Annotated in this window: 18 protein-coding genes; 11 read left to right on the plus strand and 7 right to left on the minus strand. The window is 71.4% G+C overall.

Features of this window, described 5'->3' with window-relative positions:
• Window position 1: 1 nt before the first annotated feature.
• The gene (locus tag ABZO31_RS13605; RefSeq protein WP_406861438.1) at window positions 2-2,821 is read right to left on the minus strand and encodes a penicillin acylase family protein; all 2,820 of its coding nucleotides are present in this window, start codon (window positions 2,819-2,821) and stop codon (window positions 2-4) included.
• A gap of 283 nt (window positions 2,822-3,104) precedes the next feature.
• Between ABZO31_RS13605 and ABZO31_RS13610 the strand changes: the two genes are divergently transcribed.
• The 6 genes from ABZO31_RS13610 to mscL all read left to right on the plus strand — a co-directional run bounded on the left by ABZO31_RS13610 (window position 3,105) and on the right by mscL (window position 9,015).
• Window positions 3,105-4,667: a potassium/proton antiporter gene (locus tag ABZO31_RS13610; protein ID WP_406861439.1), complete on the plus strand. Its 1,563-nt coding sequence runs from the start codon at window positions 3,105-3,107 to the stop codon at window positions 4,665-4,667.
• A gap of 327 nt (window positions 4,668-4,994) precedes the next feature.
• Window positions 4,995-6,272, plus strand: a complete 1,278-nt coding sequence (locus ABZO31_RS13615) for an MFS transporter (protein ID WP_406861440.1) — start codon at window positions 4,995-4,997, stop codon at window positions 6,270-6,272.
• Window positions 6,273-6,340: 68 nt separating this feature from the next.
• Window positions 6,341-6,661, plus strand: a complete 321-nt coding sequence (locus ABZO31_RS13620; protein ID WP_406861441.1) for an FmdB family zinc ribbon protein — start codon at window positions 6,341-6,343, stop codon at window positions 6,659-6,661.
• 97 nt (window positions 6,662-6,758) lie between these two features.
• A complete protein-coding gene (locus tag ABZO31_RS13625; protein ID WP_406861442.1) occupies window positions 6,759-7,619 on the plus strand; it encodes an S-methyl-5'-thioadenosine phosphorylase in 861 nt (286 codons plus the stop codon).
• A 166-nt stretch (window positions 7,620-7,785) separates the two neighbouring features.
• Entirely contained in the window at window positions 7,786-8,406 is a 621-nt protein-coding gene (locus tag ABZO31_RS13630; protein WP_406861443.1) for a hypothetical protein, read from the plus strand.
• 138 nt (window positions 8,407-8,544) lie between these two features.
• Window positions 8,545-9,015, plus strand: coding sequence for a large conductance mechanosensitive channel protein MscL (gene mscL / locus ABZO31_RS13635; RefSeq protein WP_406865348.1), 471 nt, complete (start codon window positions 8,545-8,547; stop codon window positions 9,013-9,015).
• Between the two features lie 16 nt (window positions 9,016-9,031).
• Here the strand turns inward: mscL and ABZO31_RS13640 are convergent, their stop codons facing one another.
• Complete coding sequence (locus ABZO31_RS13640; protein WP_393644065.1) at window positions 9,032-9,232, minus strand: hypothetical protein; 201 nt, start codon at window positions 9,230-9,232, stop codon at window positions 9,032-9,034.
• A gap of 81 nt (window positions 9,233-9,313) precedes the next feature.
• Between ABZO31_RS13640 and ABZO31_RS13645 the strand changes: the two genes are divergently transcribed.
• The 3 genes from ABZO31_RS13645 (at window position 9,314) to ABZO31_RS13655 (ending at window position 12,684) form a co-directional block, all read left to right on the plus strand.
• The gene (locus ABZO31_RS13645) at window positions 9,314-10,480 is read left to right on the plus strand and encodes a low temperature requirement protein A (protein ID WP_406861444.1); all 1,167 of its coding nucleotides are present in this window, start codon (window positions 9,314-9,316) and stop codon (window positions 10,478-10,480) included.
• Between the two features lie 22 nt (window positions 10,481-10,502).
• Window positions 10,503-11,777: a P1 family peptidase gene (locus ABZO31_RS13650; protein WP_406861445.1), complete on the plus strand. Its 1,275-nt coding sequence runs from the start codon at window positions 10,503-10,505 to the stop codon at window positions 11,775-11,777.
• A 130-nt stretch (window positions 11,778-11,907) separates the two neighbouring features.
• Window positions 11,908-12,684, plus strand: coding sequence for a DUF6227 family protein (locus tag ABZO31_RS13655; protein WP_406861446.1), 777 nt, complete (start codon window positions 11,908-11,910; stop codon window positions 12,682-12,684).
• A gap of 252 nt (window positions 12,685-12,936) precedes the next feature.
• Here ABZO31_RS13655 and ABZO31_RS13660 read toward each other — a convergent pair whose 3' ends face one another.
• The gene (locus ABZO31_RS13660) at window positions 12,937-14,412 is read right to left on the minus strand and encodes an MFS transporter (RefSeq protein WP_406865349.1); all 1,476 of its coding nucleotides are present in this window, start codon (window positions 14,410-14,412) and stop codon (window positions 12,937-12,939) included.
• A 293-nt stretch (window positions 14,413-14,705) separates the two neighbouring features.
• Between ABZO31_RS13660 and ABZO31_RS13665 the strand changes: the two genes are divergently transcribed.
• The gene (locus ABZO31_RS13665; RefSeq protein ID WP_406861447.1) at window positions 14,706-15,671 is read left to right on the plus strand and encodes a helix-turn-helix transcriptional regulator; all 966 of its coding nucleotides are present in this window, start codon (window positions 14,706-14,708) and stop codon (window positions 15,669-15,671) included.
• A 133-nt stretch (window positions 15,672-15,804) separates the two neighbouring features.
• Here the strand turns inward: ABZO31_RS13665 and ABZO31_RS13670 are convergent, their stop codons facing one another.
• Both ABZO31_RS13670 and ABZO31_RS13675 read right to left on the minus strand, forming a co-directional pair.
• Window positions 15,805-16,842, minus strand: coding sequence for a sigma-70 family RNA polymerase sigma factor (locus ABZO31_RS13670; RefSeq protein WP_406861448.1), 1,038 nt, complete (start codon window positions 16,840-16,842; stop codon window positions 15,805-15,807).
• A gap of 344 nt (window positions 16,843-17,186) precedes the next feature.
• The gene (locus ABZO31_RS13675; RefSeq protein ID WP_406865350.1) at window positions 17,187-17,954 is read right to left on the minus strand and encodes a dioxygenase; all 768 of its coding nucleotides are present in this window, start codon (window positions 17,952-17,954) and stop codon (window positions 17,187-17,189) included.
• A gap of 255 nt (window positions 17,955-18,209) precedes the next feature.
• Between ABZO31_RS13675 and ABZO31_RS13680 the strand changes: the two genes are divergently transcribed.
• The gene (locus ABZO31_RS13680; protein WP_406865351.1) at window positions 18,210-18,719 is read left to right on the plus strand and encodes a MarR family winged helix-turn-helix transcriptional regulator; all 510 of its coding nucleotides are present in this window, start codon (window positions 18,210-18,212) and stop codon (window positions 18,717-18,719) included.
• 79 nt (window positions 18,720-18,798) lie between these two features.
• On the opposite strand, the gene ABZO31_RS13685 is transcribed toward ABZO31_RS13680, so the two are convergent.
• Both ABZO31_RS13685 and ABZO31_RS13690 read right to left on the minus strand, forming a co-directional pair.
• Window positions 18,799-20,337 carry an MFS transporter gene (locus ABZO31_RS13685; RefSeq protein WP_406861449.1) on the minus strand — a complete coding sequence of 513 codons (1,539 nt, stop codon included), beginning with the start codon at window positions 20,335-20,337 and terminating at the stop codon, window positions 18,799-18,801.
• Window positions 20,338-20,484: 147 nt separating this feature from the next.
• Window positions 20,485-21,156: a TetR/AcrR family transcriptional regulator gene (locus ABZO31_RS13690; RefSeq protein ID WP_406861450.1), complete on the minus strand. Its 672-nt coding sequence runs from the start codon at window positions 21,154-21,156 to the stop codon at window positions 20,485-20,487.
• Window positions 21,157-21,433 lie beyond the last annotated feature (277 nt).

Below are 21,433 nucleotides of genomic sequence, written 5' to 3' on the forward strand. Positions count from 1 at the left end.
GCTACTGGGCCGCTCCGCCGGCCTTCGGCTTCAGGACCAGCGTCTCCTCCGTCGCCGCGGACACGGCCTGCTCGCCGTAGGCCCAGTCGAGGAGCTCGCCCTCGGCCCACTTGTCCGTCTGGTCGGTGTAGTGGCTGTTGTACGCGTGGCCGGAGGCGCCGGACAGGTTGATCCAGCGGGACCGGTCCCAGTCGCCGACGTTGACGACCATGCGCATCGACGGCACCCAGACCACCTCGTAGCCGCCGGCCGCGTTCCAGCCGGTCGCGTTCACCGCGGCCTCGCCGCCGCCCAGGTTCCACGGGCCGCGGTTCAGCATCGACTGCAGGAAGCCGGGGCCGGCGGTGCCGAGCGTCTGGTTCTCCAGGGTCAGCTGGTGCAGCCGGCCCCACGACCAGGTCGACACGTCCTTGCCGAGCTTCGCCGTCAGCTCCCAGCGGGCGTCCTTCATGGCCTGCGCGAGCAGCTGGTCACGGGTCTCGGTCGGGGCGTTCGTCCGGTCGCCCGGCGTCTTCCACCAGTCGCTGCCCTCGTTCTTCAGCAGCGGACGGACCACCTCGTACCAGCGGTCGCCGCCGTCCGGCTGCGCCGACTCGGCCTCCCGCATGCCGCACTCGCGGACCAGCTTGTTCTGCTCGTCGACCGGGCCGGTGGAGTCGGCCTTGCGGACGTTGATGCAGTCGCCCTCGACCCGCAGCTCCTTCGGCAGCTTGTCGCCGAAGGCCAGCTTGAGGACGTTGCGCCAGACCGCGTTGAAGTACGCGGCCGCCGCCGAGTCCGGCTCCTGGGTGTAGTCCCAGCCCTCGAGCAGCTTCTGCGCCTCGCGGACGTACGGGTCGGAGACGTCGATCTTCAGCAGCAGCGGGTTCAGCAGCGTGGCGATCTCGCTGCGGTTGTCCGTCTGCATGGTGCGCATGTCGTCCGGCGAGATCTTGCCGCCGTCCTTGATCTTCGACTCGATCAGGTCGTTGATGCGCTGGCTGCGCGCGCCGTAGCCCCAGTCCTTGGTGAGCAGTTCCGGGTAGTCGGCGTTCACCACGGCCTGGTTGGCGGTGACGATGTAGCCGCGCTCCGGGTCGAGCTCGTACGGCAGCTCGTCGTACTTGATGTAGCTCTTCCACCTGTACGCCGAGTCCCAGCCCGGCGCGGGCAGCGTGCCGTCGCCCTTGGCGCGGACCGGGATCTTGCCGGGGGCCTGGTAGCCGATGTGGCCCTTGGTGTCGGCGTAGATCAGGTTCTGCGAGGGGACCTCGAACTTGGCGGCCGCGGCCTGGAACTGCTTGAAGTCCTTGGCCCGGTTGAGCTCGAACACGGCGTCCATGGACGTGCCGGGCTGGAGCGCCGTCCACTGCAGCGAGACGGCGTAGCCGTCGCCGCGGTCCGGGGCGACGTTGTCGACCGGGGCCTCCTCGCCGACCCGCTCCAGCTCGGCGGAGCGGTCGGAGATCAGCGGGCCGTGGCCGGTCTCGCGGACCGTGATGAGCCGGCTGCCGCCGCCCGCGATCTTGATGGTCTCCTCGCGGACCCTGAACTCCTTGCGGCGGCCGTCGACCAGGTACCCGTCATTGGTGATCTTCTCCAGGTACAGGTCGGTCACGTCCGCGCCGAGGTTGGTGAAGCCCCAGGCGATGTCGGCGTTGTGGCCGATGATCGTGCCCGGCGTACCGGAGAAGGTGTAGCCGGCGACGTCGTAGCGGCAGCTCGCGGAGACCGTGCGGCAGTGCAGACCCATCTGGTACCAGAGGCTCGGCAGCATCGGCGCGAGGTGCGGGTCGTTGGCAAGCAGCGGCTTGCCGGAGGTCGTGTAGCGGCCGGAGACCACCCACGAGTTCGAGCCGATGCCGTTGCCGTTCGGGCCGAGCAGGGCCGGGATCTCGTCGAGGGAGTCGGAGAGCGCGGACAGCTGCGACTGCATGCCGACGACGGCGTCGGCGGGCGAACCGGCGTGCGGGGAGCGGTCGTCGGCGCTCTGGGCGCCGCCCTGCTGACCGTTCCCGTTGCCGCTGCCGTTCTGGCCGTTCTGGCCGTTCTTGCCGCTCTTGTCGTTCCGGGCCTTGGGGTCGAACTTTCCGGTCGTCTCGTCGACGCCGCCCTGCGAGACGATCGGCTGGTGCAGCGCGTACGGGTACGCCGGGTACAGGTCCTTGATCTGCTGCCCGCTGAGCCGGCTGGTCATCAGCGAACGGTCGATCTCGTCCTGCATGTTGCCGCGCAGGTCCCAGGCCATCGCCTTGAGCCAGGCCACCGAGTCCACCGGGTTCCACGGCTCGATCGCGTAGTCCTGGGAGAAGGACAGGGCCGCGTACTCGACCGAGACCTCGTCGTTGGCCTTGCCCTTCAGGTAGGCGTTGACGCCGTCCGCGTAGGCCTGGAGGTTCTTCTTCGTCTCCGCCGACAGGACCTTGTCGTACTCCTCCTGCGCGACCTTGCGCCAGCCCAGGGTGCGCAGGAACGCGTCGGTGTCGACCTGGCTCTTGCCGAACATCTCCGACAGCCGGCCGGCGGTCATGTGCCGGCGGACGTCCATCTCGTAGAAGCGGTCCTGCGCGTGGACGAAGCCCTGCGCGCGGAACAGGTCCGCCTCGGTGTCGGCGTAGATCTGCGGGATCCCGTACGCGTCGCGCTTCACCTCGACCGGGCCGGACAGGCCCTCGATCTCGATCGTGCCGGAGGTCTGCGGGAACGAGGCCCGGACGGTGCTGACGCCCCAGTAGCCGCCGTACCCGGCACCCGCGAGCACTGCCAGGACCAGGGCGACAACGAACAGGCGGGCGCGTCGCCCCTTCTTCTTGGCGGGAGGGGCGGTGGTGTTGGAGGGCATCGCTGTCCTTCGAGCGGCAGGGTGGTCCTGGAGTGCTGGAGCAACCATAGGCGCAGCGCTCCCGCGGCCCGGACGCGGAGTCAGTAAGGAGACAGGAAGGAGACCTGGGCCCGTCAAGAAAGCGTTAAAGATTAGGTAAGGTAACGAAGTACCGACGGCTGGAGTCTCTGAGGTCCCTGGGGGTCTCCGTGGTCCCGGGAGTAACGATCCGGCCGTCGCCGAGGGGAAGGGAACGCCACTGACTGTCCACCAGCTCAACGAACTCCTGCTCGTCTGCTCGCTCGTGCTGCTCGTCGCCGTCGCGGCGGTGCGGATCTCCTCCCGGAGCGGGCTCCCCAGCCTGCTGCTCTATCTCGGGATCGGGGTCCTCATCGGGCAGGACGGCATCGGCAACGTCGCCTTCGACAACGCCGAACTCACGCAGGTCATCGGCTACGGCGCCCTCGTGGTGATCCTGGCCGAAGGCGGCCTGGGCACGCACTGGAAGGAGATCAAACCCGCGTTGCCCGCGGCGGCCGTGCTGTCGACCGTCGGCGTCGCGGTGAGCGTGGGCATCACGGCCGCGGCCGCGCACTACCTCATCGGCCTGGAGTGGCGGCAGGCGCTGATCATCGGCGCGGTCGTCTCCTCGACGGACGCCGCCGCGGTCTTCTCCGTACTGCGCAGGGTGCCGCTGCCGTCCCGGGTGACCGGTGTCCTGGAGGCCGAGTCCGGCTTCAACGACGCCCCGGTCGTGATCCTGGTCGTCGCCTTCTCGATGGCCGGACCGATCGAGCACTGGTACGTCCTGGTCGGCGAGATCGCCCTGGAACTGGCCATCGGCGCCGCCGTCGGCCTCGCGGTCGGCTTCCTCGGCGCGTACGGGCTGCGGCGCATCGCCCTGCCCGCCTCCGGCCTCTACCCGATCGCCGTGATGGCGATCGCGGTCACCGCCTACGCGGCTGGCGCCCTGGCGCACGGCTCCGGCTTCCTCGCCGTCTACCTGGCGTCGATGGTGCTCGGCAACGCCAAGCTGCCGCACCAGCCCGCCAACCGCGGCTTCGCCGAGGGACTCGGCTGGATCGCGCAGATCGGCATGTTCGTCCTGCTCGGCCTGCTGGTCACCCCGCACAACCTGGGCCACGACTTCTGGGCGGCGGTGGTCATCGGACTGGTGCTCACGGTCGTGGCCCGGCCGCTGTCGGTCTTCGTCAGCCTGCTGCCGTTCCGGCTGCCGTGGCCGGAGCAGGCACTGATGTCCTGGGCCGGACTGCGCGGCGCGGTACCCATCATCCTGGCGACCATCCCGATGGTCGCGGGGGTTGAGGACAGCGAGCGGCTGTTCAACATCGTCTTCGTGCTCGTCGTCGTCTACACCCTGGTGCAGGGGCCGACCCTGCCGTGGCTGGCGAAGGCGCTGAAGCTCGGCGACCGGGGGGAGGCGGCCGACCTCGGCATCGAGTCGGCCCCGCTGGAGCGGCTGCGCGGGCATCTGCTGTCGGTGGCGATCCCGACGGAGTCGAAGATGCACGGGGTGGAGGTCGCCGAGCTGCGGCTGCCGCCCGGTGCTGCGGTCACCCTCGTCGTCCGGGAGCAGAAGAGCTTCGTCCCCGGCCCGTCCACGGTGCTGCGGCGCGGCGACGAGCTCCTCGTCGTGGCGACGGACCCGGTCCGGGACGCAACCGAGCGACGCCTGCGGGCCGTGGGCCACGGCGGCAAGCTGGCCGGCTGGCTGGGCACCGCCGGCGCGACGGGCGTGCTCCGCGGCGGCGCGGAAGGCGCCCGCCGCCCCCGCGGCGGCCCGGGCGGCGCCCGCGGCAGCACCCGCAAGGGCCGAGGCTGGGGCCGAGGCGGCCTGAGGCACTGAGGCGCCGCGGGGCTACAGGGCCGCGGCGCCGAGGCGCCGCGGCCCCCGGGTTGACCGAGGGAGCCCCGTGAAGAACGTCCGGTTAATCACAGGCACACATCGAGAACGGTCGGTATTTTCCCAGGCGGAAACCGGCCGTTCCCTGTACCATCAAGGAACACTGATCGACCAACTCTGCCTGACGCAGAGCTGGCGCGACCGTATGGCGGCCGTGACACCCCTCCCGCAGCGGGGTCCTGGTATCTACCGCAGTTCAGCGCAAGAGGACAGCTCTCGGCGACTCCCGGCACCCCAGGAGCGCTACCAGGCGGCAGAAAGGCCAGGACCGTGGCGTCCACGGTCACCACGTCCGCTGCGAAGCGCCCCGGGTACGGACAACTCCTGCGCACCCCCGGCGCCCTTTCCTTCCTCCTGCCCGGCTTCCTGGCCCGGCAGCCGTTCGCGATGCTCACCATCGGCATCGTCCTGCTCGTCCAGCACACCAGCGGCTCGTACGGCAGCGCCGGCGCCGTCGCCGCCGTCACCGGCGTCTCGATGGCACTGTTCGCCCCGCAGAGCGGCAAGCTCGCCGACCGCTTCGGCCAGCGCGCCGTCCTGATCCCCGGCGTCCTGATCCACACCGCCGCCGTCGCGACCCTGGTCACGCTGGCCCTCTCCGGCGCCCCGATGTGGGCGCTGCTGCTGGCCGCCGTGCCCACCGGCGCGTCCGTCCCGCAGATCGGCCCGATGGTCCGCGCCCGCTGGGCGGCCAAGCTCGACGGCAACCCGCTGATGCCCACCGCCGCCGCCTGGGAATCGGTCACGGACGAGTTCACCTTCGTCGTCGGCCCGGTCCTCGCCACCGCCCTGTGCACCGGCGTCCACCCGGCGGCCGGCCTGATCGCCGAGGCCGCGCTGACCCTGGTCGGCGGCCTGTTCTTCGCCGCCCAGCGCGCCACCCAGCCCGCGTACGGCAGGCTCACCGCCACGAGCGCCGAACCGCCCGCCTCCGCCCTGTCGATCCCCGGCGTCCGTGTCCTCGCCATCGCCTTCCTGGGCATCGGCTCCGTCTTCGGTGGCATGCAGGTCTCACTGACCGCCTTCGCCGAGGAGATCGGCAACCCCGGCGTCAACGGCGTCCTGTACGGCGTCTTCGCCGCCGGCAACATGCTGGCCGGCATCGCCTGCGGCGCCATCGCCTGGAAGACCGGTCCCCGCCGCCGGCTGATCCTCGGCTACGTGGGTCTGACCATCGCAGCCTCCCTTCTGTGGTCGGTCCACTCCGCGCTGCTCCTCGGCGCGCTCGGCCTGGTCGTCGGCCTGTTCATCGCCCCGGCCCTGATCACCGGCTACACGATCGTCGAGACGCTCGTCCCGGCGTCGGCCCGCACCGAGGCCTTCACCTGGCTGACCGGCGCCGTGGCGCTGGGCCAGGCCGCCGCCGTCACCGTCGCCGGCCGGCTGGCCGACGCACACGGCGCGACCGCCGCATTCCTGGTGCCGATGGTCGGCACACTGCTGGCCTTGGCCACCCTGGTGACCCTCCGTTCCCGCCTCACCCCCCAGGCGCCGGGCCGCATCGCGGCACGTGGTATCGGTCACCGAGTGCCGGTGACGGTGGACTGAACCGACGGAATACGTCACTATGGATCGTCGTTAGCACTCATCGAGTGAGAGTGCCAGGAGGAAGACAAGTGCCGACCTACCAGTACCAGTGCACCGCGTGCGGCGAGGGCCTCGAGGCGGTGCAGAAGTTCACCGATGACGCGCTGACCGAGTGCCCCAACTGCAAGGGCCGCCTGAAGAAGGTGTTCTCGGCCGTCGGCATCGTCTTCAAGGGATCCGGCTTCTACCGGAACGACAGCCGCGGCTCGTCGTCCAGCAGCTCGCCGGCCTCCTCGAAGTCGTCCTCGTCGACGTCTTCGACCTCCTCGTCGGACTCCAAGCCCGCCGCGAGCACGTCGAGCTCCTCGTCGAGTTCCTCGTCCTCCTCCGGCTCCACCTCGGCCGCCTGACCGGCCCCGCCGACCTCACCGTGGACCCCGCCGCACTCCGGCGGGGTCCACGGCGTTCCCGCACCCGCCGCCGGATGCCGCGGATAGGGTGAGTGCCATGGCGACGAGGGGGATCGGTGTGACGAAGCCGTATGCGGACATAGGCGTGATCGGCGGATCGGGTTTCTACTCCTTCCTCGAGGACGTCACGGAGGTGCGGGTCGACACCCCGTACGGAGCCCCCAGCGACTCCCTGTTCCTGGGCGACGTGGCCGGCCGTCCCGTCGCCTTCCTCCCCCGGCACGGGCGCGGCCACCGGCTGCCGCCGCACCGCATCAACTACCGCGCCAACCTGTGGGCCCTGCGCTCGGTCGGCGTCCGGCAGGTCCTCGGACCGTGCGCCGTGGGCGGCCTCCGGTCCGACCACGGGCCGGGCACCCTGGTCGTACCGGACCAGTTCGTCGACCGGACGAAGGCCCGGGCCCAGACCTTCTTCGACGGCGAACCGCTGCCCGACGGCACGACCCCGAAGGTCGTCCACGTCTCCCTCGCCGACCCCTACTGCCTCGACGGCCGCCGGGTCGCGCTCAAGGCGGCGCGGGGGCGCGGCTGGGAACCCGTGGACGGCGGCACGATGGTCGTCGTCGAGGGCCCGCGCTTCTCGACCAGGGCCGAGTCGCGCATGCACTCCGCGGCCGGCTGGTCGGTCGTCGGCATGACCGGCCATCCGGAAGCGGCGCTCGCCCGCGAGCTGGAGCTCTGCTACACCTCGCTGGCGCTGGTGACGGACCTCGACGCCGGTACCGAGACGGGCGAAGGCGTCTCGCACACCGAGGTCCTGCGGGTGTTCGGTGCGAACGTCGAACGGCTGAGGACCGTGCTGTTCGACGCGATCGGAGCGCTCCCCGCCACGACTGACCGGGACTGTGCGTGCACGCGAGCGCTGGACGGATGGGACCCGGGGATCCGGCTCCCGTGACCACTGTCCACCTCCCCGGCCCGCAGGACAATCACCGTCCGGAGTGAGGAAGTTGTCCACAACCGGCGAGTAGTCCACAGGCTGGAGCGGGATTCCGGCGAAGAGCGGATGGTGGAGGTGCTCCGGACGTCCCGGGGCCTCTCGCACGAGACAGGCGGTCACCGTCATGCCCTTCACCACCCGCCCCTCCACCCCTCCCACCCCCAGCCGACCCGCCTCCACCACCCCTCCCCTCCCTCCCGCGCCGGCGCCCTCCGGCCCGCCCTCCGCCGGCTACCTGCCGCACGTCCCCGAACCGGGCACCGTGCCGCAGTTCCCGCCCGTGCGCGTACGCGGCGGACGCCGGCAACTGCCGCGGACCCTGCGCCGCGGCCGCCGGACACCCGCCGCGGTGCTCGCGACGGCCGCAGCGGCCCTCTCGGCCACGGGCGCGGTGAGCACCGTGTCGGCGGAGAGCCCCGCGAACCCGGCGGCGGCCGCCCGCGAGAAACGCACCCCACCCGCCGTACGACTGGTTTCCGCGCCCGTGCGGATCGCGGACGCCGCGACCGTCCGCCTGCTACGCCTGGGCGACCGGGTCGATGTCATCGCCGCCGCCAACTCCCCCACGGGAGAGGAGACTGCCGCCCGCGTGATCGCGACCGGCGCCCGGGTGGCGGGAGTTCCCCGTCCGGGCGAGACTCGTTCGGACGACGGAGCGCTGGTCGTCCTGTCCGTCCCGCGGTCCACCGCGACGGTCCTCGCCGGCGCCTCCGTCACCTCCCAACTGGCGGTGACACTGTGCTGATTCGCACGGACGGCCTGTCAAGTAACCGGTCCGTGTGTACGGATTGGACGTTCCTGCACCCTTCACGGCGTAATGGCTCCGCCAACTCCACAAGTGACGAAAGGCGCCCTGGTGAGCCAGCAGAAGAAGGAGAGCGTGATGGACGGCTTCAAGGCCTTCCTGATGCGCGGGAACGTGATCGACCTGGCGGTCGCGGTCGTCATCGGTGCGGCCTTCACGAACATCGTGAACTCCGTCGTGAAGGGCGTCATCAACCCGCTCGTCGGCGCCTTCGGCACCAAGGACCTGGAGAGCTACCGGTCCTGCCTCAAGGGCCCCTGCGACGTGGACGACGCGGGGAACGTCGTGACCGGCATCCCGATCATGTGGGGCACGGTCCTCAGCGCCGTGCTGAGCTTCCTGATCACGGCCGCCGTCGTGTACTTCCTCATGGTCCTGCCGATGGCGAAGGTCCTGGCCCGGCGGGCCGCGCACGACAGGGCGGAGGAAGGCGTCCAGGAAACCCTGGAGGTCAGCGAACTGGAGGTGCTCAAGGAGATCCGCGACCACCTCGTCCACCAGCGCGGCTCCGGCGAGTCGCACACGACGGTGGGACGTCCCACCTCCTAGCCGGCCGGGGCCGGCATCAGAGGTGGTGCGGCGGCTTCTCGTCGAGGAAGCGCGCGAGATCGGCGGCGCTGTCGCCACCGGGAGGCCGCTCGCCCCACCCACGGTCCGTATCGTCCGCGGACTGCTGGTCCAGTGGATCGTCGAAGATCAGCTTCGGCTTGGGACGAGCCTCGGGCTGCTTCGCGTCTCGCGGTCCGTGGGCGGGGGCGGTGCTCATACGACAAGGGTACGCCGGGGTGTCGCACCGCCCGCGTGCCGAGCGTGGCCCTCCGCCCGCGCCTCTGCTGTGCTGGGGCCCATGACACAACCGTTCCTGCCACTGACCTCGCGCTCCCGCGAGGAGTCGCACCGTGCGGCCACCCCGCTCGAGCTGTTCTTCGACCTCTGCTTCGTCGTGGCCGTCGCCCAGGCGGGCGCGGAGTTCGTGCACGCGGTCGCCGAGGGTCACGCCGGTGAGGGCCTCGCCTCGTACGCCCTGGTCTTCTTCGCGATCTGGTGGGCGTGGATGAACTTCACCTGGTTCGCCTCGGCCTACGACAACGACGACGTGCTGTACCGCGTCGTCACGCTCGTCCAGATCGCCGGCGTGCTCGTGCTCGCCGCGGGAGTCTCACGGGCCTTCCAGGACCACGACTTCCTCGTCGTCTACCTCGGCTACCTGGTGATGCGGCTGGCCATGGCCAGCCAGTGGCTGCGGGCGGCACACCACGCCGGCTCGGACGCCGAGCGGACCATGTGCCGCCGGTACGCGGGCGGGGTGATCACCGTCCAGATCGGCTGGATCGCGCTGCTGCTCGTGCCCGAGACGGCACGGCCGTGGGTGTTCCTGGTGATGGCGCTGCTGGAGCTGGCGGTCCCGATGTATGCGGAGAAGGACGTCACGACGGCGTGGCATCCGCATCACATCGCGGAGCGGTACGGCCTGTTCACCATCATCGTGCTCGGCGAGTCCGTCGCCGCGGCGACGGTGGCGGTGAAGTCCGGGGTGACCGAGCACGACGCGCTCGGCGAGCTGCTGCCGATCGCGGCGGGCGGGCTGCTGATCGTCTTCGCGGCGTGGTGGATCTACTTCGTCGTGCCGGCCCACGACCGGCTCACGGAGACCGGGCAGGGGTTCCTGTGGGGGTACGGGCACTACGTGATCTTCGCTTCGGCGGCGGCGATCGGCGCGGGCATCGAGATCGCGGTCGAGCAGGCCGTGGGCAAGGCCCATCTGTCCACGCTGGCGGCCTCGTCGGCGGTGACGATCCCGACGGCGGTGTTCCTGTTGTCGGTGTGGCTGCTGCACGCCCGGTACTTCAAGGTCGGCATCGCGCAGCAGGCGGTACTGCCGGTGTCGGCCCTGGCGGTCCTGATGTGCACGTTCGCCGGGCATTGGGCGGTGTTGGCGGCCGGCCTGGTCGCGGCGGCCACGGTCGCCGTCGGGGTGACGCTGACGCAGCACAATCCGGCCACCCGGCACTGACCGCCGTGGTAGGCAGAGGACCATGACGCATCAGGAGGCGGACGGACACGACGAGCGGGACGGCGGGCGGTACAGCGACCGGCCCGGCGGGCGGGACGCCGAGCGCCAGGGACCTCGGCGCGACGGGCTCACGGATGTGGCCGGGCTGCGTGTGGGCCATGCGCGGGTGGCCGGGCCGGGGGCGCTGAGCGGGACGACCGTCGTACTCGCCCCGGAGGGCGGGGCGGTCGCCGCCGTGGACGTCCGCGGCGGCGGGCCGGGGACGCGGGAGACGGACGCGCTCGATCCGCGGAACCTGGTCCAGCGGATCGAGGCGGTGGTGCTGACCGGAGGCAGCGCGTACGGACTGGAGTCGGCGGCCGGGGTGATGGCCTGGCTGGAGGAGCAGGGCCGTGGCGTGCGGGTCGGCCCGGACCCGTCGCACGTGGTGCCGGTCGTGCCGGCGGCCTGTGTGTTCGACCTGGGCCGCGGCGGTGACTTCGGTGCGCGGCCGGACGCGTCGACGGGCCGGGCCGCCGTGGAGGCCGCGGCCGCTTCGGAGCTCGGCGCGCCGGTGGAGTGCGGGGCGGTCGGCGCGGGCACGGGCGCGGTCGTCGGCGGGATGAAGGGCGGCGTCGGCACGGCGAGCACGGTCCTGGCGTCCGGGATCACCGTGGCCGCCCTGGTCGTGGTCAACGCGGTCGGCTCCGCGCTGGACCCGGTGACCGGAGCGCTCTACGGCCGCTATTTCGAACCGTCGTACGGGGCGGGTGGGGTGGGCGGGGGAGGGGAGGGGGAGGGGCCCCTCCCCCCGTACGTGCATCTGCAACAAGGGCTCGCACACGCCCCCCTGACCCCCGGCCCCCTGTCCGCCGACCCCCTCCACCCCGACCCCCTCTACCCCGACCCCGCCGTGCACGCCGCGGCGATGGAGCGGTTGGCGCGGGCGGCTGAGCGGAATGCGCCGCCGCCGATGAACACGACGCTCGCGGTGGTCGCCACGGACGCGGATCTCACCCGGGCGCAGGCGCAGAAGCTCGCGGGGACGGCGCACGACGGCATCGCACGCGCCATTCGACCGGTACATCTTCTGAACGACGGCGACACCGTTTTCGCGCTGGCGACCGGGGCGCGTCCGCTGCCGGCGGAGGGCGGTCCGCTGGCCCCGAACGAGATCCTCGCGGCGGGCGCGGACATGGTGACACGGGCGATCGTGCGGGCCGTTCGGGCGGCGGAGGGGGTGTCGGGGCCGGGCGGCGAGTTCCCCTCGCACACCGAGCTGTACGGCCCCGAAGCAGCGAAGAAGGAAGAGATGTAAGGGAGTTGGGGGCGTGCGGGAACTCGCCACGCTCCCCCTTCGTTTTGCCGAACCCCGGACACGATGTCAGACCCAGGGGCTACGTTAAGCGAGCACTACGTGACATGCGGCGACGGCCTGGAGACCCACCTTGAACGATCCTCACGATCCGTACGAGACCACCGAGACGCACGTCGAGCGGCTCCTGGGCCGGGCCCTCAACTCCTTCGAGCTGCCAGATTCCACGGTCGAGCAGCTGGAGGGCGCGCTCGCCCACTCCTCCGCCCTGCACTCCTCGCACCACAGCGCGTCGCTGCACCGCAGCACGTACCGGCACACCTTCCTGCTCGCGGACGGCACCGCGCTGAGCCTGTGGGAGCTGGTGCACAACAGCGGCCGCGGCGGCGCCGAGCACCACGAGCTGTACGCGGACGAGGCGGAGGCGACGCTCGCCGCGTCCCGTCTCCCGGCCGGCTTCGACGGCGACTGGGACGTGGAGCGGTTCGGCGTGCTCTCCCACGATCCGGACGACGAGCTGGAGAGCGATCTGGAGGCGCTGACGGCGCTGCTGTCCCGGCCGATGCCGCGGCAGCCGCGGATGTACGTGTCGGACAACTCGGCGGACCACGCGCGCCGTGTGCTGCGGCGCGCCGAGAACGCCGACCGGCCCGGGGAGGGGACCTCGCGCCGGCTCCGGGTGGCGTTCGCGCACCACATCACGCAGGCGTTCGGGCGGCACTGCCCGGTGGAGGGCCGGGACGCCGGGTTCACCCTCTACGAGCACGCCTTCCTGCTGCTCGACGGCAGCGAGTTGAGCCTGTGGGAGGTCGAGCACACGGCGACGCCCGACGGGCGGCACATGTGCGAGGTGTACGAGGACGAGCGCACCGCGCGCGACGCGATGGAGTCCCGGGCGCGGGTGCGCTGAGCCGCGCACCCGGGGGCGGACGGCGTTCACTGAGGCATGCCCCCGGCAGAACGCGTGCGCTGCCCCGTCCTCCCGACAGACACGCCCGTCCCCCGACAGACACGCCCGTCCCCCGACGGACACGGGCGTCCCCCGACGGACACGAGCGTGGGCCCGGGGACCTGACCCGGTCCCCGGGCCCACGCCCGTACGGCTGCGGTTCGGCCCCGAGGCCGCCCCGTACGCGGCCCCCGTCCGGCTCCGCCACGAGCCTCAGCCCGCCAGGGCCGGTTCCTTCGCGAGGCCGAGGTCCCGGCCGTCCTGCGGAGTCTCGTGCTCCTCCTCCTGCTCCGCGCCCTCCACGTGCTGCTTCGGCTTCGCCGGCAGGGCGAACATCACCAGGAAGATCACCAGGAGCACCCCGGCCACCCAGCCCAGCGCGTTCTGGAAGGCGTCCGCGAACGCCGTGCCGACCTCGCCCGGGATCCGCTGGAGCCGCTCCTCGTCGATCACGCCGAAGAACACCACCGAGACCAGGCCGAGTCCGAGCGCGTTGCCCATCTGCCCGGTCGTGTTGATCAGGCCGGACGCCGAACCGGCGTGCTCGCGCGGCACCTCCGAGAGGACCGCGTCCGTCAGCGGGGCGACGATCAGACCCATGCCCGCGCCCATGACGACCAGCGGCAGGATCATCTGCCAGGGGGCGATGGACGTGCCGTACCGTCCGGCCTCCCAGATGTAGAGGAGGACGCCGGCCGCCATGGTCAGCGCGCCGCTCTGCAGCACCTTGCGGCCGAACCGCGGCACCAGCTTCTGCACGGACATGCCCGCTGCGGCCGAGACCGCGATGGAGAACGGCACACCGGTCAGACCGGCCTTGAGCGGGCTCCAGCCGAGCCCGATCTGCATGTACAGCGTCCAGACCAGGAAGAACACGCCCATCACGACGCCGAAGGTCAGCTGGACCGCGATACCCGCCGCGAAGCTCTTCACCTTGAACAGGCTCAGCTCGACCAGCGGCGAGCCGTCCTTCTTCGTCTTGTACTTCTCGTACGCGGCGAGCGCGCCGAACACCAGCAGGCTGCCCGCCATCATCAGGTGGCCCCACAGCGGCCAGTCCAGCTCGCGGCCGCGGGTCAGCGGGTAGATCAGCATCAGCAGCGCGCCGGTCACGAGGAGCACGCCGACGAGGTCGAGCTTGAGCGCCTTCGGGGCCTTGGACTCGACGATGAACTTCCGGCCCAGGATGATGCCGGCGATGCCGACGGGCAGGTTGATGAGGAAGATCGGCCGCCATTCGAGGCCGAACAGGTTCCACTGGGTGAGCAGCGCGCCGAGCAGCGGGCCGGACACGGCGCCGAGGCCGATGATCGCGCCGAACATGCCGAAGACCTTGCCGCGTTCATGCGCCGGGAAGGTGACGTGGATGATCGACAGGACCTGCGGGACCATCATCGCGGCCGCGGCGCCCTGGAGCAGCCGGGAGGCGACCAGCATCTCCGGGCCGGCGGCGAACCCGCAGAGCGCGGAGGCGAGGGTGAAGCCGGCGGTGCCGAGGAGGAAGAGCCGCTTGCGGCCGTAGATGTCGCCGAGGCGGCCGCCGGTGATGAGGCCGGCGGCGAAGGCGAGGGCGTAGCCGGCGGTGATCCACTGGATGGCGCCGAAGGTGGCGCCGAGGTCGCGTTCGATGCTCGGGATCGCGATGTTGACGATCGTGGCGTCGACCAGGTCCATGAAGGCGGCGGTCATGACGATCGCGAGGGCGATCCAGCGCCTCCGGTCGTCGCCGCCCGCGGTCCTGTCCGCCGTCGTGTCGGCCTTCACGTCCGCCGTCGCGTCGGCCTTCACATCGGCCTTCACGTCGGCCGTCGCCTCTGCCGCCGTGTCGGCCGTGGAGCTGTCCGTCGTGTCCACCGTCGTGTCCGCCGTCTCGTGGGCAGTCTTCGTAGCCGCCTGCGGGACGGCGTCGTGTCTACTCATGAGAGGACAGTAGGACTGATCTAGGTCAGCTCATGTCCTAGTCGGCCCTCATGCTGGACTGCATGACGGACACCCCGGCACGACTTCTGAATCTGCTGTCGCTCCTGCAGACGCCGCGCGAGTGGCCCGGCAGCGAGCTCGCCGAGCGGCTCTCGGTCTCCCCGCGCACCATCCGGCGGGACATCGACCGGCTCCGGGACCTGGGCTATCCGGTGGAGGCGACGAAGGGCGCGATCGGCGGGTACCGGCTGGTCGCGGGTACGGCCATGCCGCCGCTGCTGCTCGACGACGAGGAGGCGGTGGCGATCGCGGTCGGCCTGCGGGCGGGGGCCGGGCACGCCATCGAGGGCGTGGAGGAGGCCTCCGTACGGGCGCTGGCGAAGCTGGAGCAGGTACTGCCGGCCCGGCTGCGGCACCGGGTCTCCACGCTCCAGAACGCGACGATCCCGCTGACTAGGGGCGACGGGGCCACGGTCGCCCCGCAGACGCTCACCGCTCTGGCGGGTGCGGTGACCGGGCAGGAGCGGCTGCGCTTCGGCTACCGCGCGGGCGACGGGGCGGAGAGCCGCCGGCTGGTCGAGCCGTACCGGCTCGTGTCGACCGGCTGGCGCTGGTACCTGGTCGCGTACGACCTGGGGCGGGAGGACTGGCGCACCTTCCGCGTGGACCGGGTCAGCGACCCGTTCCCGACGGGTGCGCGGTTCGCGCCGCGGGGGCTGCCGGCGGGGGACGCGGCGCAGCTGCTGAAGCGCTCGATGTCGCGTGCGAAGCCGGAGTGGGAGCTGGACGTACGGTTCGAGGCGCCGGCCGAGTTCGTGGCCTCGCGGCTGCCGGGCCATCTGGCCCCGGTGGCCACCGGGGCGGACACGTGCCGGCTGCGGGTGCGTACGGCGGACTCGATGGAATGGCTGGCGGTCCGGCTCGCGCTCGTGGACGCGCCGTACACGATCCACGGCCCGGACGCACTCCTCGCCTACACCCAGGACCTGGCGTCCCGGCTCGGCGCGGCGGCGAACGCGGGGGCCTGAGGCCCCATCGACCTGGGCGTCCAAGGCCCCGCCGACCTGGGCGTCCCAGGCCCCGTCAGCTGCGCCCCCTCCGCTGCACGCGGGCCCGGGCGGCCGCCGTCGCGGCCCTGCCCGGGTCTGCGCCCACGCGGACTCATGCCACCGCGTCGAAGCCGGTGTCGTGCGCCATCTTCTTCAGTTCGAGCAGCGCGTGCTTCTCGATCTGACGGATCCGCTCCCGCGTGAGGCCGTGCTCCTTGCCGACCTCGGTCAGGGTGCGCTCCCGGCCGTCCTCGATGCCGTACCGCATGCGGATGATGGACGCCGTGCGGTCGTCGAGCTTGTCGATCAGGTCGTCGAGCTCCTCGCTGCGCAGCAGTGTGAGGACCGACTGCTCCGGCGACACCGCGGACGTGTCCTCGAGGAGGTCGCCGAACTGGGTCTCGCCCTCGTCGTCCACCGACATGTTCAGCGAGACCGGGTCGCGCGCCCAGTCCAGGACGTCCGTGACCCGCTCGGGGGTCGAGCCGAGCTCCTCCGCGACCTCCGCGGGCTCCGGCTCGCGGCCGTGCTCACGGTTGAACTCGCGCTGCACGCGCCGGATCCGGCCGAGCTCCTCCACGAGGTGGACGGGGAGCCGGATGGTGCGCGACTGGTCGGCTATGGAGCGGGTGATGGCCTGGCGGATCCACCACGTGGCGTACGTGGAGAACTTGAAGCCCTTCGTGTAGTCGAACTTCTCGACCGCGCGGACCAGGCCCGCGTTGCCCTCCTGGATCAGGTCGAGCAGCGGCAGCCCGCTGCGCGGGTAGCGTCGCGCCACGGCGACGACGAGGCGCAGGTTGGACTTGATGAACAGGTCCTTCGCGCGCTCGCCCGCCTCATAGAGGGCTTCGAGCTCCTCGCGGGACGCACCGTCCGCCTTGCTTCCGATCTCGCTCTCGGCCGCACCGTCGAGGATCTGCCGGGCGTACACGCCCGCCTCGATGGTCTGGGAGAGCTCGACCTCCTTGGCGGCGTCAAGAAGCGGCGTACGCGCGATCTCGTCGAGGTACATGCCGACCAGGTCGCGGTCGGCGATCTCGCCGCCTGCGCGAACGCTGCTCGCCCGGCTGCTTCCGCGCGCGCTGCTCTTGGTGCTGGTGCTGCTCGTGGCGGACGACTGACGACGGGCGACGGCACGGGTTGCCATGCGTGCTCCCTTGCTGAGTAGGCCGCGACACCCTGTTCGGGTGCCCTGCATCCGACGGAAACAACGACTGGAATCAGGACAGAATTCCCACTCGGCGCATCGATTTTCGCGATCATGCAGTATCCTGCGCCGTCTTCGGGCGCGCCGAGGCTGCCGGAGCGGACGAAGGTGCAGGTCAGGCGGCTCCCTCGACGCCACTTCCACCCCTCAGGACGCAGAGTGTCGCCGTACGGTTGCTCAGCGCGGCACCGGCTCGGCCGAGCAGCCCGGGGGCGCGGTAGCCCGGCAGCGCGGTAGCCCGGCAGCCCGGTACCACCGCCCCTGTCACCCGAACCGCACGGATGTCACCCGAACTGCACGGACCGCTTCGCCAGCCCCATCCAGAACCCGTCGATGACACTGCGTCCCGCATCCAGGTCGCCGGCCGCCTCCGCCGCGCCGAGGGTGACGAACAGCGGGGCGAAGTGCTCGGTGCGCGGATGGGCGAGCCGTCCGGCCGGGGACTTGTGCTCGAAGTCGAGGAGCGCGTCGACGTCCTGGGTCTCCAGGGCGCGGTGCCCCCAGTCGTCGAACTCGGCGGACCAGCCGGGCACCCCGCCGCCGGTGTGCCGCAGCGCGGCCAGGTTGTGGGTGAAGAAGCCGCTGCCGACGATCAGCACGCCCTCGTCGCGCAGCGGGGCGAGGGTGCGGCCGATCTCCATGAGCTTCTGCGGGTCGAGGGTCGGCAGGGAGATCTGCAGGACGGGGAGGTCGGCGTCCGGGAACATCTCGACGAGCGGCACGTACGCGCCGTGGTCGAGCCCGCGGTCGGGAATGTCCTGCACGGGCGTACCCGGCGCGCGCAGCAGCTTGCGGACGGACTCGGCGAGCGCGGGCGCGCCGGGGGCCGCGTACCGCACGCGGTAGTAGTGCTCGGGGAAGCCCCAGAAGTCGTACACGAGCGGTGCGGTCTCGGTCGCGCCGAGGGCCAGCGGGGCCTCCTCCCAGTGTGCGGACACCATGAGGATCGCGGTGGGGCGGGGCAGGTCTGCGGACCAGGCGGCGAGCTGGCCGGGCCAGACGGGGTCGTCGGCGAGCGGGGGTGCGCCGTGGGAGAGGTAGAGGGCGGGCATCCGCCCGGCGACGGGAGTCCGCCCACCCGGGGCGGCAGCGGCTGCACTCGCGACAGTCGTGGCGTCCCCTGCATTCACAGCATTCACAGCATTCGCCGCGTTCGCCGCGTTCACCGCGTTCACCGCGTTCACCGCGTTCATGGGGGTCATGGCGTTCACGGTGGCCACCGCCTCCGAAGTTCGTTGAAAGTTCAAGCTCGCTGACATGACGAGCTTAGACCCGATCTAGTTCAACTTTCAAGAATGGGTCGTACGATGGAGCGCATGACCACGGCATCCCGGGAACCCCGCTGGCTGAGCGACGAGGAACAGCACGTCTGGCGCGCCTACCTCCACGCCACCACCCTCCTCGACGACCACCTCGACCGCCAGCTGCAGCGCGACGCGGGCATGCCGCACGTGTACTACGGGCTGCTCGTCCACCTCTCCCAGGCGCCCCGCCGCCGGATGCGGATGACCGAGCTCGCCAAGAACGCCAAGATCACCCGCTCCCGGCTCTCGCACGCGATCGCCCGCCTGGAGAAGAACGGCTGGGTGCGCCGCGAGGACTGTCCCTCCGACAAGCGCGGCCAGTTCGCGCAGCTGACGGAGGAGGGGTACGAGGTGCTGCGGAGCAGCGCGCCCGGGCACGTCTCCGCCGTGCGCCAGGCGATGTTCGACCGGCTCGCGCCGGAACAGGTGAAGCAGCTCGGCGAGATCATGATGCTGATCGCGGAGGGCCTCCAGCCCACGGACCCGGACGCGGACCTGCCCTGGCTCCGCTGAGCAGACGCTCGGCGGAACCAGGGCAGGAGACGGAGCGGGAGCCGTCCGCGGAAGGGGGCGGCGACCCTCTACGCCCGGGTCAGTGCGCGACGACGGGGATCCTCACCTCGTCCTCGGCGCCCTCACCGGCGCCCGCCCCCGAGCCGGCGACCTCGCCCATCTGCGGCTTCCCGGTGTTGATGAGGGTCAGCGCGATCGTCGCCGAGACGACGAGGATGCCGACCGCCCACCAGATCGCCGCCGAGTACCCCTCGACCATGCCCTGCAGCTGCAGCAGCTTCTGGGCGGTCGGGGTGGTCGCGCCGGCCGCGTGGTCGGCGATGTAGGCGGTGGTCGCGGAGGCCGCGATGGTGTTCAGGAGCGCGGTACCGATGGCGCCGCCGACCTGCTGCGAGGTGTTGACCATCGCGGAGGCCACACCGGCGTCCCGCGGGTCGACGCCGTGCGTCGCCAGCGACATGGCCGGCATGAACGCCGTACCCATGCCGAGGCCGAGCAGCAGCTGCGCGGGCAGGATCAGCCCGGCGTACGACGAACCGACCTCCAGCTGCGTGAGCAGCAGCATGCCGACGGCGGCGGTCAGGAAGCCCGGGCCCATGAGCCAGCGCGGGGCGACCCGCGTCATCAGACGCGTACCGATCTGCGTCGAGCCGATGATCATGCCCGCGATCATGGGGAGGAAGGCGAAGCCGGTCTTGACCGGCGAGTACCCCTTCACGACCTGCAGGTAGTAGGTGAGGAAGAGGAACAGGCCGAACATGGCGATCACGGCCAGGCCGAGGGAGAGGTACACCCCGCCCCGGTTGCGGTCGGTCAGCACGCGCAGCGGCAGCAGCGGCGACTTCACCTTCGCCTCGGTCAGCACGAACGCGCCCAGCAGCACGGCCGAGGCGACGAACAGGCCGATCGTCGTCACGTCGGACCAGCCCTCGGACTCGGCGCGGGTGAAGCCGTACACGAGGGTGACCAGGCCCAGGGTCGACAGGACGACGCCGGGGATGTCGAGCGGCGAGCGGTTGCGGCCGCCGGACGGCTCGCGGATCACGAAGTACGCGCCGAGGGCGGCGACGATCGCGAACGGGATGTTGACGTAGAACGTCCAGCGCCAGTCGAGGTACTCGGTGAGGAAACCGCCGAGGATCAGGCCGACCGCGCCGCCACCACCGGCGATCGCGCCGTAGATGCCGAACGCCTTGGCGCGCTCGCGCGCGTCGGTGAACATCACGGCGAGCAGCGACAGGGCGGCCGGGGCGAGCAGCGCGCCGAAGGCGCCCTGGAGCGCGCGGGCGCCGAGCATCATCGCCTCGCCGGTGGCCGCGCCGCCGAGCGCGGAGGCGGCGGCGAAGCCGACGAGACCGACGACGAAGGTGCGCTTACGGCCCCACAGGTCGGCGATGCGGCCGCCGAAGAGCAGCAGTCCGCCGAAGGCGAGGGCGTAGGCGGTGATGACCCACTGCCGGTTGCCGTCCGAGATCCCCAGGTCCTGCTGGGCGGAGGGGAGCGCGATGTTCACGATCGTCGCGTCGAGCACGACCATCAGCTGCGCGAGGGCGATGAAGACCAGCGCTTTCCAGCGGTTGGGATCGGGGATTCCCGAGGGAACGGGGATTTTCGACATGGGGGTAGCCACCTCTTGGCGCATAAGGGAAGAAAAGGAAGTTAAGGGAGCTGAGGAAGTTAAGGGAGCTGAGGGAGTTGAGGAGCCGAGGGAGTCAAGGAGCTCGGGAAGCCCAGGAAGCCGGGGAGGCTCGGGAAGCCGCGTGGGTCAGGAGGCCGCCCCCGCATCGCGTCGGCGCAGCGTCTCCAGCGTCGCCGCCGTACCCGGCAGCACGGAGCGCGCGGGGGCCTCCAGGCCGTCGAGGAACAGCTGCAGATGACGGTGGACGAACTGGTCGAAGTCGGGGAGGCAGGCACCGCCCGGCAGCGGCCGGGTCAGCTGGGACAGCGCCACGATCAGGTCTCCGACGGCGACGTCGGCGCGGAGCCGGCCGGACGCGTGCGCGCGGTCGACGAGGCCCTGTACGGCCTCCTCCAACCGGTCGCGCTCGGCGAGGAGTTCGGGGTGCTCCTTGTCGAAGGAGCCGTCGATCATCGGACACAGGGCGCCGATCCGCTCGTCGGCGGCCGCGTGTGTGAACCGGCGCAGCGCCTCGAACGGGTCCGCCTCCTCCGCGGCCGCCTCGGCCGCCCGCTCGGCGGTGCGGGCGGTGACGGAGAGGACGACCTCGTGGACGAGGTCGGAGCGCTCGGGGAAGTTGCGGTAGAGCGTGGCGTTGCCGACACCGGCGCGGCGCGCGATCTCGTCGAGGGGCACCTGGGGGCCGAACTCGACGAACATCTCGCGGGCGGCGGTCACGATCCGCTCGCGGTTGCGCAGCGCGTCGGCCCGCGGCCGCGGGACGCGACGCGCGGATGCGGTACCGGCGGTGGGGTTCATGCCACTGGCTCCTGCCGTGATGAGGACGGATACGGACGCGAGATCGGGGATCGGGGATCAGGGACCGGATCAGGGACCCACGCGATCCGAGACCCGAGCGAGCGATCCGAGACCCACGTGATCCGAGATCTGGGGATCGACTCCCCGTTTCTGCGAACACAGGCGTAAACGGGGACGGCATCCCCGCTTATTTCCCACCCCGGATGTGACCTGCGCCACCCCCGACCCTCCCGCCCCGGCGATACCCACGATCGGGCCACCCGGCGCGCGCCCCCGC

Origin of the sequence: Streptomyces solicamelliae (assembly GCF_045348655.1) — a bacterium.
GTDB classification, from domain to species: domain Bacteria; phylum Actinomycetota; class Actinomycetes; order Streptomycetales; family Streptomycetaceae; genus Streptomyces; species Streptomyces solicamelliae.